The 12,352-nt window shown below is 73.8% G+C and carries 11 protein-coding genes and 1 pseudogene; 5 read left to right on the top strand and 7 right to left on the bottom strand.

Annotated features, from left to right (window positions below; genetic code table 11):
* Window positions 1–26: 26 nt before the first annotated feature.
* A complete protein-coding gene (locus ACXKR8_RS34525) occupies window positions 27–482 on the bottom strand; it encodes a hypothetical protein (RefSeq protein WP_458275162.1) in 456 nt (151 codons plus the stop codon).
* A gap of 228 nt (window positions 483–710) precedes the next feature.
* Window positions 711–1,667 carry a tRNA (adenosine(37)-N6)-dimethylallyltransferase MiaA gene (gene miaA / locus ACXKR8_RS34520; protein ID WP_462099957.1) on the bottom strand — a complete coding sequence of 319 codons (957 nt, stop codon included), beginning with the start codon at window positions 1,665–1,667 and terminating at the stop codon, window positions 711–713.
* A gap of 111 nt (window positions 1,668–1,778) precedes the next feature.
* On the opposite strand from miaA, the gene ACXKR8_RS34515 reads away from it, so the two are divergent.
* Entirely contained in the window at window positions 1,779–2,045 is a 267-nt protein-coding gene (locus ACXKR8_RS34515; RefSeq protein WP_458268479.1) for an antitoxin, read from the top strand.
* Here ACXKR8_RS34515 and ACXKR8_RS34510 read toward each other — a convergent pair.
* Entirely contained in the window at window positions 2,042–2,737 is a 696-nt protein-coding gene (locus tag ACXKR8_RS34510) for a class III extradiol dioxygenase subunit B-like domain-containing protein (RefSeq protein WP_458268478.1), read from the bottom strand. The two genes, ACXKR8_RS34515 and ACXKR8_RS34510, sit on opposite strands and share 4 nt — an antisense overlap.
* Before the next feature lie 10 nt (window positions 2,738–2,747).
* Complete coding sequence (miaB, locus tag ACXKR8_RS34505; protein ID WP_458268477.1) at window positions 2,748–4,247, bottom strand: tRNA (N6-isopentenyl adenosine(37)-C2)-methylthiotransferase MiaB; 1,500 nt, start codon at window positions 4,245–4,247, stop codon at window positions 2,748–2,750.
* Window positions 4,248–4,286: 39 nt separating this feature from the next.
* On the opposite strand from miaB, the gene ACXKR8_RS34500 reads away from it, so the two are divergent.
* Window positions 4,287–5,357 carry a TAXI family TRAP transporter solute-binding subunit gene (locus ACXKR8_RS34500; protein WP_458268476.1) on the top strand — a complete coding sequence of 357 codons (1,071 nt, stop codon included), beginning with the start codon at window positions 4,287–4,289 and terminating at the stop codon, window positions 5,355–5,357.
* Between the two features lie 36 nt (window positions 5,358–5,393).
* Here ACXKR8_RS34500 and ACXKR8_RS34495 read toward each other — a convergent pair whose 3' ends face one another.
* On the bottom strand, window positions 5,394–6,197 hold the full coding sequence (locus ACXKR8_RS34495) for a MerR family transcriptional regulator (protein ID WP_458268475.1): 804 nt from the start codon (window positions 6,195–6,197) through the stop codon (window positions 5,394–5,396).
* 160 nt (window positions 6,198–6,357) lie between these two features.
* On the opposite strand from ACXKR8_RS34495, the gene ACXKR8_RS34490 reads away from it, so the two are divergent.
* The gene (locus ACXKR8_RS34490) at window positions 6,358–7,155 is read left to right on the top strand and encodes a class I SAM-dependent methyltransferase (RefSeq protein ID WP_458268474.1); all 798 of its coding nucleotides are present in this window, start codon (window positions 6,358–6,360) and stop codon (window positions 7,153–7,155) included.
* A 27-nt stretch (window positions 7,156–7,182) separates the two neighbouring features.
* Here ACXKR8_RS34490 and ACXKR8_RS34485 read toward each other — a convergent pair.
* Window positions 7,183–8,594: pseudogene (locus tag ACXKR8_RS34485) on the bottom strand (sensor histidine kinase).
* Window positions 8,594–9,340, bottom strand: coding sequence for a response regulator transcription factor (locus ACXKR8_RS34480; RefSeq protein ID WP_458268472.1), 747 nt, complete (start codon window positions 9,338–9,340; stop codon window positions 8,594–8,596). Before ACXKR8_RS34480 ends, ACXKR8_RS34485 begins: the two are co-directional and overlap by 1 nt.
* 297 nt (window positions 9,341–9,637) lie before the next feature.
* On the opposite strand from ACXKR8_RS34480, the gene ACXKR8_RS34475 reads away from it, so the two are divergent.
* Together ACXKR8_RS34475 and ACXKR8_RS34470 are read left to right on the top strand one after the other, a co-directional pair.
* Window positions 9,638–10,450 carry an ATP-binding cassette domain-containing protein gene (locus tag ACXKR8_RS34475; protein WP_458268471.1) on the top strand — a complete coding sequence of 271 codons (813 nt, stop codon included), beginning with the start codon at window positions 9,638–9,640 and terminating at the stop codon, window positions 10,448–10,450.
* 233 nt (window positions 10,451–10,683) lie between these two features.
* The gene (locus ACXKR8_RS34470) at window positions 10,684–12,330 is read left to right on the top strand and encodes an FAD-dependent monooxygenase (protein ID WP_458268470.1); all 1,647 of its coding nucleotides are present in this window, start codon (window positions 10,684–10,686) and stop codon (window positions 12,328–12,330) included.
* Window positions 12,331–12,352 lie beyond the last annotated feature (22 nt).

The following is a 12,352-nucleotide window of genomic DNA, read 5'->3' as shown; positions in this document are numbered from 1 at the left end:
CGGGCGGATCCGGCGGCCGGGCGGGATCAGCCGCTGATGTGCGAGACCCGCCACACGCCGAGGGCCAGCACCAGCGCGGTGAAGGCGGTGTAGCCGAGCAGCGCGCGCCAGCCGGTCCGGCGGCCCGATCCCTGCCGCGGCAGCCCCGGCCAGTTGTAGCCGGCCCGGCGGGCGGCAACCGCGCCCCAGCCCGCCGAGGCGGCGGTGAGCAGCAGGCCGAGCATTCCCACCAGCGATCCGGCGTCCCCCGACTCGAAGGCCAGCGGGAAGGCGAACATCAGCGAGCCGAGGATGGCGAGCGCGGCGATGGGAAGGATCTGCCAGTACCTGAGCCGGCCCTCGGGACGCAGTTCGCGTTCCTGGAAGTTGCCCTCGCCGATGCTGTCGGCGGGCGGGAGCGGGGTCAGCTCGGCGAAGGAGGGGAGTCCCACGGGACCGAACGGGTCCTCGGGCAGCCGATGGGTCTCGGGGCCGGTATCCATCGACACACGGCCTCCCTGGTCCCGGTTCCGGCCCGAATCGGCTCGGAACTCAACTGGCTCTCTCGATGCTTGATGATGGCACGTACATCTCACCCGACCACGCTCCTCAGGGCCGGATCGGTGATCCGTGGCCATGACGTGATCAGCCCGTAACCCCCGCCCCACCGGGCGCCGGTGGTGTGCGGAGGATCTGTGGGCGAACCGGTCGGGTTCCTGCGGCGGAACCGCTCAGCTTCCCGCCGCGATCAGTTCCAGCGAGCGCCGCAGCAGCTCGTCCTGGTCGCCGGGGCGGCCCTCGTGCGGCAGCCAGTGCACCCGCGGGTCGCGGCGGAACCAGGACTCCTGGCGGCGGGCGAAGCGCTTGGTCGCGCGCACCGTCTCGTCCCGCGCCTCCTGCTCCGCGGACTCCCCCGCCAGCTGGGACAGCGCCTGCTGGTAGCCGAGCGCCCTGGACGCGGTCCGGCCCTCGCGCAGACCGACCGCGGCCAGTTGCTCCACCTCCTCGACCAGACCGGCCTCCCACATCAGGTCCACCCGCAGCGCGATCCTGCGGTCCAGCTCGGGCCGGGGCACCTGGACCCCGATCTGCACCGCGTCGTAGACCGCCTGGTGGCCGGGCAGATTGGCGGTGAAGGGCTTGCCGGTGATCTCCACCACCTCCAGCGCCCGGACGATCCGGCGCCCGTTGCTGGGCAGGATGGCCAGGCCGGCCGGCGGGTCGAGCGCGGCCAGCCGCTCGTGCAGCGCCGCGGAGCCGAGCTGCTCCAGTTCCTGTTCGAGCCGGGCCCGGACGGCCGGGTCGGTGCCGGGGAACTCCAGCTCGTCGATCACCGCGCGGACGTAGAGGCCCGAGCCGCCCACCAGGACCGGTGTGCGCCCCTGGGCGAGCAGCGCGTCCACGGTCTCCCGCGCCATCCGCTGGTACTCGGCGACGCTCGCGGCGACGGTGACGTCCCAGACGTCGAGCAGGTGGTGCGGGATGCCCCCGCGCTCCTCGACGGTGAGTTTGGCGGTGCCGATGTCCATGCCCCGGTAGAGCTGCATGGAGTCGGTGTTGACCACCTCACCGCCCAGTTCGCGGGCCAGGGCCACGCCGAGGTCGGACTTGCCCGAGGCGGTGGCGCCGACGACGGCGATGACCCGCGGGGGGTGGCGCGAGGGGTGGAGTCGCTGTTCACGGGGCAAGTCTCGCAAACCCCGGCGGTGCGAAGCGCGCGGAGCGGTGGCCACTCGTACGCTATGGGTAATGTTGGGCTGTTTGTCTAAATCTGCCCAGGTGTGATTCAAGGAGTGGTGATGGGTCTCTCGGACAGTCTCAAGGGTGCGCTGGACCAGGCCAAGGAGAAGGCCACCGAGCTTGCCGGCAAGCACAATTCGACCATCGACTCCGGCCTGGACAAGGTCGGCGACCTGGCGGACAAGGCCACCAAGGGCAAGTACAGCGACAAGATCCACTCAGGGCGGGACAAGGCCAAGGAGTCGCTGGACCACCTCGCCGAGAAGTCGGCCGAGCCGACTGCTCCGACCGACCCGGCCGAGCCGACCGACCCGCCGGTGAGCTAGGTCCAGCTGGCGACGAAGTAGCCGACGCCGTACGGGGCGTCCTGGTAGAGCAGTTCGGCGTCCAGCGCGCCGTTCGACGCGCCGGAGAGCACCTGCCAGGGGGCCCGCCCCGAGGCCATCAGTTCGAATGCCAGCTCGTCGTCCATGGCCGCCAGCTCGCCGCCCGCGTCCGCTCCGGCCAGGCCGCGGGCGGCGGCGGCGTCGAAACCCTCGGCGCGCTCGTCCAGGTATCCCGGGGCCTTCACGGTGCGCCGGGCGCTGCCCTCCCCGAGCACCAGCAGGCCGACCCGGGTCGCCGACTCGGCCAGCCGGACCCCGTTGGCGGCGCAGAGCTCGGGCTCCAGGTAGTCGGGGACGGCCAGCCCCTTCGCGGCGCCGTCCCAGCCGGCCCGGGCGAGCAGCCAGGCGCCGACGCTGAGCGAGGCGGGCAGCGGCTCGGTCGAACCGCTGCGGCCGAGGGTCACCGCCAGATCCACTCCGAACGAGCGAAAGCTCCCGGTGCCGCCGTCCTCGAAACTGCCGTGCTCGGCGTCGGGTCCGACCACCCACAGCAGGTCCGGATCCGCCGCGAGGACCGCGCGGACCGCGTTGTCGCAGGCGGCGCGGAGGCCGTCCAGCTCGGGTGCGGCGCCCGAGGCGAGCTCGGGGACCAGCAGTGGCGGGCAGGGGCAGACGGCAGCGGCGACCAGCATGCGACCGACCCTACCGGCAGCTCGGAGCGTCGACGGCGGCCAGTGGCGCGGGCACGCCGAGCGACGGCAGGCCCAGCATCACCCCGGCCGACTTGGCGGGCTCCGCCTGGCGCTTCTCCCAGGCGTCCCCTGCCCGGGTCCGGCGCACCGCGAGCGGCGCGCCCTCGGCCAGCAGGTGGTGCGGGGCCGCGTAGCTGATCTCCACCGTCACGACGTCGCCGGGGCGGACGCCCTCGTCGGGGCGGGTGAAGTGCACCAGGCGGCTGTCCGGGGCGCGGCCCGAGAGCCGGTCGGTGTGCTGGTCCTTGCGTCCCTCGCCCTCCGCGACCAGGACCTCCAGGGTCCGTCCGACCTGCTTCTTGTTCTCCGCCCAGGAGATCTCCTCCTGGAGCGCGACCAGGCGCAGATAGCGCTCCTGGACGACCTCCTTGGGGATCTGCCCCTCCATCTCGGCGGCGGGGGTGCCGGGCCGCTTGGAGTACTGGAAGGTGTAGGCGTTGGCGAACCGGGCCTCGCGGACCACGTGCAGGGTCTGCTGGAAGTCCTCCTCGGTCTCACCGGGGAAGCCGACGATGATGTCGGTGGTGATGGCCGCGTCCGGCATCGCCGCGCGGACCTTCTCGATGATGCCGAGGTAGCGGTCCTGCCGGTAGGAGCGCTTCATCGCCCGCAGCACGGCGTCCGAGCCGGACTGCAGCGGCATGTGCAGCTGCGGCATCACGTTCGGGGTCTCCGCCATCGCGGCGATGACGTCGTCGGTGAAGTCCTTGGGGTGCGGGGAGGTGAAGCGGACCCGCTCCAGTCCTTCGACCTCGCCGCAGGCGCGCAGCAGCTTGCCGAAGGCGGCGCGGTCGCCGATGTCCTGGCCGTAGGCGTTGACGTTCTGGCCGAGCAGGGTGACCTCGACCACGCCCTCCGCCACCAGGGCCTGCACCTCGGCGAGGATGTCGCCGGTGCGGCGGTCCTTCTCCTTGCCGCGCAGCGCCGGGACGATGCAGAAGGTGCAGGTGTTGTTGCAGCCGACCGAGATCGACACCCAGGCCGCGTAGGCGGACTCGCGGCGGGTGGGGAGGGTGGAGGGGAAGACTTCCAGCGACTCCAGGATCTCGACCTGGGCCTCCTCCTGCACCCGGGCCCGCTCCAGCAGCGCGGGCAGGTGGCCGATGTTGTGGGTGCCGAAGACCACGTCGACCCAGGGGGCCCGCTTGACGATGGTCTCGCGGTCCTTCTGGGCCAGGCAGCCGCCGACGGCGATCTGCATGCCGGGCTTGACCGCCTTGACCGAGGCGAGCTGGCCGAGGTTGCCGTAGAGGTGGTTGTCGGCCTTCTCCCGCACCGCGCAGGTGTTGAACACCACCACGTCGGCGTCGGTGCCCGAGCCGGCCCTGGCGTAGCCGGCCTGCTCCATCAGCCCGGACAGGCGCTCGGAGTCGTGCACGTTCATCTGACATCCGTGCGTGCGGATCTCATAGGTCTTTGCCACGGTCTTGGAAACTTCTGCGGTACCCACGCCCCCAAGAGTAAGGGTTGTGCTGGCAGGATCACCCGCATGGCGGACACCACGCAGTTGCACGCGCTCCCGGGCGCCGGCCCGGGCCGGGGCATGGCCCAGGGCCTGCGGCGGAGCCTGCGGTCGCGGGCGGTACGGCTGGCGGCGGTGCTGGTGGTGCTGGCCGCGGCCGGTTTCGGCTGGTGGCTGGCCGCCCCGGGCGGGGCGGGCTACCCGCGCGGCAGCTACGGGCTCGCCACCGGGTCGACCGGCGGTGTCTACCAGCGCTACGGGGCTCTGCTGCGGCCGACCGTGGACCGGGACCTGCCGGGCGTGACCCTGCGCCTCGACGCCTCGGCCGGGGGCCCGGACAACCTCAGCCGGATCAGCGACGGCCGGGACACCTTCGGCATCGCCACCGCGGACGCGGTGGCCCACTTCACCGGCCCGGGGGCGGTGCACCTGCGGTCGCTGGGGCGGCTCTACGACGACTACGTGCAGCTGGTGGTGCCCACCGGGTCGCCGATCAAGAGCGTCGCCGACCTGCGCGGCAAGCGGGTGGGCACCGGGCAGCCCGGGTCCGGGGTGGCGCTGATCGCGGACCGGGTGCTGCGGGTGTCCAAGCTCAGCGCCGCGAAGGGGGATCTCACCGCCCTGCCGCTGGGCATCGACGTGGCCCCGCAGCAGCTCGCGGAGGGAAAGATCGACGCGTTCTTCTGGTCCGGCGGGCTGCCGAGCGCGGCCGTGACCACGCTCACCGCCCGGGCCAAGGTCCGGCTGGTGCCGCTCGGCGGGCTGGCCACCCAGCTGGACGCGCTCGCCTCCGAGGAGGACCAGGGGGCGCAGCACAGCCAGATCTACCGGACCTCCACGGTGCCCGCGAGCGCCTACCCGCTGACCGACCCCGACACCGCCGTCTCCACCCTCGCGGTGGCGAACCTCATGGTGACCAGGGACGACGTGCCGACCGGACTGGTCGAACGGGTCACCGCCGCGATCATCGACAGCCGGGACGCGATCGGCCAGAAGGTGCACTCGGCGCAGATGGTGGACATCCGGTCGGCGATCTACACCGACCCGCTGCCGCTGGCGGAGGGCGCCCGGCGGTACTACCGCTCGGTCAAGCCCTGAACCTGCGCTGGGTCTGTCCCAGAAGCTGAACCTGCTTCAGAACTCGCCGCGCACCAGTTCGCGCAGCGGCCCGGTGACGGCGGCGTCCAGCAGCCGGGTCGCCTCCAGGCGCATGGCGCGGGCCAGCTCGGCGTCCACCGCGGCCTGGGCCAGCGGGCGGAGCCGGCGCACCGTGCCGACCGCCTCGACCGCCTCGTCGTCGGTCAGCTGGTGTCCCGCATAGCGGACGAAGATATGGACGGCGCTGAACTCCACGAAGCGGCGGGCCAGCCGGCCGATGTCGAGCCGCAGCTGCTCCAGGTGCGCGGTGATCGCGGCCAGTGGGACGCCCAGGGCATGCAGTTCCACGGCGACATCGAGCAGGCCCGGGCTGGGCACCAGGAACTCGTGCGCGTCCACGTCGGCGCCCTCGGGGACCGGGACCAGGACGCCGAGGCGTACCGCGTCGGCGATGGCCTGCAGGTCCTCGACCCCCTGGAAGTAGGTGATCAGCGCCGCCCGCCCGAGCCGCACCGGCTCCTCGTCGGTCCAGGGCGCGGTGACCTCGGCGACCAGGCCGAGCACGCCGCCGAGCCCGGTGCCGCTCTCCCAGGCGTCCAGCAGTTCCTTGATCCCGGCCAGGGTGTGGCCGCGGTCGAGCAGTTGCGCTATCAGCCGCAGCCGCTCCAGATGGGCCTGCTCGTAGACGTTGGCACGCCCCCGGCGGGCCGCGGGCGGCAGCAGGCCGCGGTCCTGGTAGGCGCGGACGTTGCGGACGGTGGTGCCTGCCGCGCGGGCCAGGTCGTCGATCCGCAACTCGGCCCGGTCGCCCGCGGCCTGCGAAGGCACTGGAAGCTTCACGGCAGCAAATGTGTCAGTGGCTCCTGGCACGGTCAATGCCCGACCATGGCCGGCTCGCCGAAAAAGACCGAATGCTGAGACAAATCTTCTCAAGGAGAGAGACTCGTCCTAGAGTCCTCAGTACCGGCACGGCCACTGACGGAATGACAGGAGAAGCAAAATGTCCCCCTATACCCATGGTTTCCACGCCGCCGTACTGCGCTCGCACAGCTGGCGCACCGCGGCGAACTCCGCCGCCTACCTGCTGCCGGAGCTGAAGCCGGGTCAGGACCTGCTGGACGTCGGCTGTGGTCCCGGCACCATCACCGCGGACCTGGCGAAGGCGGTGGCCCCGGGCCGGGTGACCGCGGTGGACAACTCGGCCGAGGTGCTGGCCCAGGCCGAACGCGCGGTGGCGGAGGCCGGGGTGACCGGGGTGGCCTTCGAGGTCGCCGACGTCCACGCGCTGCCGTTCCCGGACGACTCCTTCGACGTGGTGCACGCGCACCAGGTGCTGCAGCATGTCGCCGACCCGGTCCAGGCGCTGCGGGAGATGCGCCGGGTCTGCCGCCCCGGCGGGGTGGTCGCCGCCCGCGACTCCGACTACGCGGCCTTCACCTGGTTCCCCGAGGTCCCGGCGCTGGACGAGTGGAACGCGCTGTACCACCGGGTCGCCCGCGGCAACGGCGGCGAGCCGGAGGCCGGGCGGATGCTGCGCTCCTGGGCCAGGGCGGCCGGCTTCACCGAGATCGCCTCGGGTTCCGCGACCTGGTGCTACGCCTCCGACGAGGAACGGGCCTGGTGGGGCGGGATGTGGGCGGAGCGGATCACCGACTCCGCGATCGCCGCCCAGGCCGTCGCGGGCGGCTTCGCCACCGAGGACGACCTGCGCCGGATCGCCGCGGGCTGGCGGAGCTGGGCGGCGGACCAGGACGGTTGGTTCAGCCTGCTGCACGGCGAGGTGCTGTGCCGGGCCTGACCCCCGCCCAGCGTTGTCCGGTGCTGGTCAGTGCTTGCCGACCGCCGGGACGGTGAGGGTCACGGTCAGCCCCCAGGGCTCGCCGGGGGCGAACTCCAGCGACCCGCCGGAGGCGGTGAGCAGGGTGCGGGCGATGGAGAGGCCGAGGCCGGAGCCGTCCACGTTCTGGTGCCGGGGGCTGCGCCAGAAGCGGTCGCCGACCCGGTCCATCTCCTCACCCGTCAGCCCGGGCCCTGCGTCGGAGACGGCGACCGCGGCCCGGCCCCGGTCCCGGTCGGCGCTCACCGCGACCCGCACCAGCTCGCCGGGCGGGGTGAACTTCAACGCGTTGTCGATCACCGCGTCCAGCGCGCTGCCGAAGCCGACCGGGTCGGCCAGGCCGAGGACCGGTCCCGCGGAGGCCTCGCAGGCCAGGCCCACCCCGCGCTCCCGGGCCAGCGCGGACCAGCCCTCGACCCGCTCGGCGGCCAGCGCCGCCAGGTCCGTCGGCCGGGCGCCCTGCCCGGCGTGCTCGGCCACGGCCAGGCCCAGCAGGTCGTCCAGCACCGTGGCCAGCCGGCGGCCCTCGACCCGGACCCCGGCCATCTCGCCCTCATGTCCTCGGGCAGTTCCATCCCCATCGCCTCGACCCGCAGCATCAGTGCGGCCAGCGGGTTGCGCAGCTGGTGCGAGGCGTCGGCGACAAAGGCCCGCTGCTGGTCGAGCACCTGCTCGACATGGTCCGCCATCTCATTGAACGCCCGTGCCAGCCGCCGCAGTTCGGGCGGTCCACCGGCCGGGGCGACCCGGGAGGCGAGCCGTCCGGTGGCGATGTCGTGGGTCACCTTGTCCAGGTCCTGCACCGGTCGCAGCACCCAGCCGGTGAGCAGCACCGCCGCCGCCACGGCCACCAGCACCGCGGCCGCCTCACCGCCCGCGAGCAGCAGCCAGCGGTGCAGGATCCGGGAGCCCAGGGCGCCGGTCGGCGACTCGGTGACGACGACCGCGACCACGTCGCCGTCCCAGACCACCGGGGAGGCGACGACCAGCCGGCGGTCGTCCTGCCAGGGCCAGGCCTGCGGCGGGTCGTGGCTGCGGCGCCCGTCCAGCGCCTCCAGGAACGGCTGGGCCGAGGCGTCCTTGGCGCCGTCGGTCCAGGATCCCGGGTCGGCGGTGATCGCGCTGCCGTCCAGCCGGAACACCCCGGCCCTGATGTCGTAGACGTCGTAGTAGCGCTTGACCTCGGTGTCCAGGGTGAGCTGCTGTTCGGCGGCCATCGGGCCGTTCGGCTGGCCGACCGGGTTCTGGGCCAGCGCGGCGAAGCGCGCGGTGTCGTCGATCCGGTCCACCACCACCCGCTGCTGCTCGGCCGCGGCCTCGCTGATCGCGAGCGGCAGACCGAGCGCGACCAGCACACAGGCCATCAGGGCGAGCAGGATGCCGAGCAGGCGGGTGCGCATCAACCGCCCGCCGGGTCCGCGTCCTGGTCGTCCCTCGGGACGACCAGGCGGTAGCCGATCCCGCGGACCGTCTCGATCAGCGCGGGCACCGCGAGCTTGTGCCGCAGCGAGGCGATGTGCACCTCGAGGGTGCGCGCGGTGCCCTCCCAACTGCTGCGCCAGACCTCGCTGATGATCTGCTCGCGGCGGATCACCACGCCCGGGCTCTGCGCGAGCAGCGCCAGCAGGTCGTACTCCTTGCGGGTCAGCGGCACGTCCCGGTCGTGCACCAGGGCGCGGCGGGCGTCGGCGTCCAGACGCAGGCCGCAGGAGCGGACCAGCAGGTCGGCGGAGGCCTCGGCGGGCCGCGGCCGGTCCCCGGCGGCGCTCGGCGACGGGGCCGCCCCGCGCCGGGCCACCGCGTGGATCCGGGCCAGCAGCTCGCCCATGTCGTAGGGCTTGACCACGTAGTCGTCCGCGCCGAGGTTCAGGCCGTGGATCCTGGAGTTGATGTCCGAGCGGGCGGTGACCATGATCACAGGTATTCCGCCGCGGCGGCGGATCTGCCCGCAGACCTCGAAACCGTCCCGGTCCGGGAGGCCCAGGTCGAGCAGCACCACCCGGTACGGGCCGCGGCCGTCCGGGACCAGGGCGTCCAGGGCCTCGTTCCCGGTCCGGGCGTGGCGCACCTCGAAGCCGTGCTTGCTCAGCACGGCCACCAGCGCGGCGGCCACATGGTCGTCGTCCTCGACGAGGAGCAGGCGCACGGTGGTCTCTCCTGTGTCGGTTCGGGGCCCATGGTGGGTCGGGGCTGGGGCTGGGGTCGGCCCGGGGGCATACCCGGTGGGTGCACCTCATCCCGGTTCCGCCCCCGCGGTCAAGGGCTGTCCCGCGGAGTGGACCGACCGTTATCGAGATGCGACGAGCCGAGTAGTCCGGTTTCGTGAAACGGCTTCCTCAAATCCCCCTCAGATCCCCGATCAGCCCCTCCCATCAGGCATATCGTCGGGGCAGGCCTCCGATCGCCCGGAGGCGGACCGCAGACCTCGCAAGGGAGCCCGACCGTGCCGGACGGCGTGCAGCGGGCCGACACCGCCGGGAGCCTGGTCGTACTGCGCGGGGTCAGCCGGCGCAGCGGTCTGGTGCAGGTGCTGAACGGGATCGATCTGGAGCTGGCCGCCGGCCAGGTCACCGCCCTGCTGGGACCGGCCGGCGCCGGGAAGTCGATGCTGTGCCGGGCCGTCGGCGGCAGCGAGCGGATCGACTCCGGCAGCGTCACCATCGCCGGTGAACCGCTGCGGCGCGGCCGGCTGTCCAGCGCCAGGATCCGCGGGGACGGCCGCGGCGGCGTCGGGCCGGTGGCCGACCCGGGCAGTCTGCTGGCCCACCGCACCGTGCTGCAGAACGTCTCGCAGGGCCGGCGGGTGGGCGACTCCTGGCGGCGGCTGCGGCTCGGCGCCGCCGACGGGCAGCGGCGGGCCCTGGCGCTGCTGGAGCGGGTCGGCGTGGCCGAGTACGCCGCCCACTACCCCTGGGAGCTGTCCGGCGAGCGGCGGCAGCGGGTGGCGATCGCCCGCGCGCTGGCGGGCGCGCCCCGGCTGATCCTGGTGGACCAGCCCCCGCCGGCCCCGGCGGACCAGCCCGCCGACGAGCCGCCGCTGCAGCCCCCGCTGCCGGTACTGCTGCGCGAGCTGGCCGCCGACGGCCTCGCCGTACTGGTCGCCACCGGGGATCCGGCGTTCGCCCGCCGTGCCGCCGACCGGGTGGTGTTCATGGAGGGCGGACGGATCATCGAGCAGGGGCCGCCGGAGGAGTTCTTCACCACTCCCCGCACGGTCCGGGCCCGCGACTTCCTCTCCTCCGCAGGCAAACCCTGACCCCTCGACCCGTGCCGGAAACTCCTGTGGGGCGCGGGGCAGGGCGCACGGGACCGCAGCAGTGCGCCGCCTGGGTGCGCCACGAACCGGCGTACACCTGACGCTGCTTGACGACGCACCAGGCAATCTGTTGCAGTGGCCTCTATGACTGGCCGAGCCCGACCCGGGCGCCCGACAGCGCCCGGCGCGCAGGCGCGGACCGGGCCGCGGGCCGGCACGAGCAGGGGGCGGCCGTGGACCCGGTGATCATCGTCGGCGCCGGTCCGGTCGGGCTGGCCCTGGCCCTGGCGCTGGCGCGGCACCAGGTCCCCTCCGTGGTGCTGGACGACGGGGCCGGGGTGTCGCCCGAGGGCGCGCGCTCCACCGTGCTGCGCGCCGACACCACCGAGTTCCTCACCCGGCTCGGCTACGGCCGGATCGCCGCCGACGGCCGGGCGCTGACCTCCTGGCGTACCCTGCGCCGCAGCCGCGAGCTGCTGCACCTCCCGCTGCCCGAGGAGGAGCTGCTGCACCTGGCCCAGCACCGGCTGCAGCGCGGACTGCGCGACGCCGTCTCGGCCGCGCCGCTGGTCCAGCTGGTGCACGACTCGGTCGTCACCGAGGTCGAGCAGGACGCCGACGGGATCAGCGTCCACACCGCCAAGACCTGGTGGCGCGGCAGCCATCTGGTCGGCTGCGACGGACCGCGCTCCGTGGTGCGCAAGCAGTTGCAGCTGCGCTTCCCCGGACGCGCCTCCGCCGACCACTACGCCGTCGCCACGGTCAGGGTCGATCTGCCCTTCCCCGGCGAGGCCCGGCTGCACCGCGACGCCCCGCTGCTGCTCGTCGGCTCCGCGAACGGGCGCCCCGGCAGCCGCGAGGTCACCGCGCGTCCGCTGCCCGACGGGGTCTGGCGGTTCGACTGGCGGCTGCCGGTGGGCCGCCCCGCGCTCACCCCGGACATCCTGGTCGAGCAGCTGCGGTCGACCCTGGCCGGCTGGCACGAGGGCGCGGTGCCCCCGTACGAGCTGATCACCAGCGCCGACTACGTGGTCCAACAGCGGCTCGCCAGCCGCTTCCAGGTGGGCCGGGTGTTCCTGGCCGGCGACGCCGCGCACCTGCTCGGCTCGCTCGGCATGCAGAACCTGGACGAAGGCCTGCGGGACGCCGACAACCTGGCCTGGAAGCTCGCCCTGGTCTGGCACCACTGCGCCACCGAGCGACTGCTGGCGACCTACCAGCAGGAGCGCCGCAGCGCGGTGATCGCCCGACTGCGGGCCGTCGACCAGGCCATGCCGCTGCTCCAGCCCAGCACCCCGCTGCTGGAGGCCCGCCGCAGCGTGCTCTCCGGCTCGCTGCGACGCAACGCCACCCTGCTGTCCGACGGCACGCTCGGCCGGGGACAGCTCGGCGCGGCCCCCGCCTACCCGGGCCACCCCGCGCAGTCCCGTCCCTCGCTCAGCCCGGCGCTGTCGCCGACCAGCCCCGGGGTGCTCGTCCCCGACGTGCCGGTGGTCACCACCGACGGCACCCCGGACCGGCTGCGGGCCCGGCTCGGACGGGGCTTCCTGGTGGTCCTGGTCGCCCCCGGCACCACCGTGTGGGCGGTCGAGCACTGGCTCGGCGCCGGACTGATGCCGCAGCTCACCGAGGCCACCCGGGCCCTGCCGCTGCCCGCCGAGCTGCTGGTCACCGAGGCCTACCCGACCGCGGTCCCGCACACCGTGCTGCTGATCCGCCCGGACGGCCATCTGGTCGCCGCCGTCCAGGGCTGCCGTCCGGACGACCTGTGGACCCTGGCCGACCGGGCCAGGGGCGGCTCCGCCGAGCTGCCGACCCCGCGCGGCCGCCGCGAACCCGCCCCCGGGGAGCGCATTCCCGCCCATGGGGCAAGGGCCTAGAAGTGTCTGGAGTGCAGCTCGC

It is taken from the genome of Streptacidiphilus sp. PAMC 29251 (genome assembly GCF_054208735.2).
Note: the sequence above shows the minus strand (reverse complement) of the source record. Positions and strands in the feature narration are given on the sequence as shown.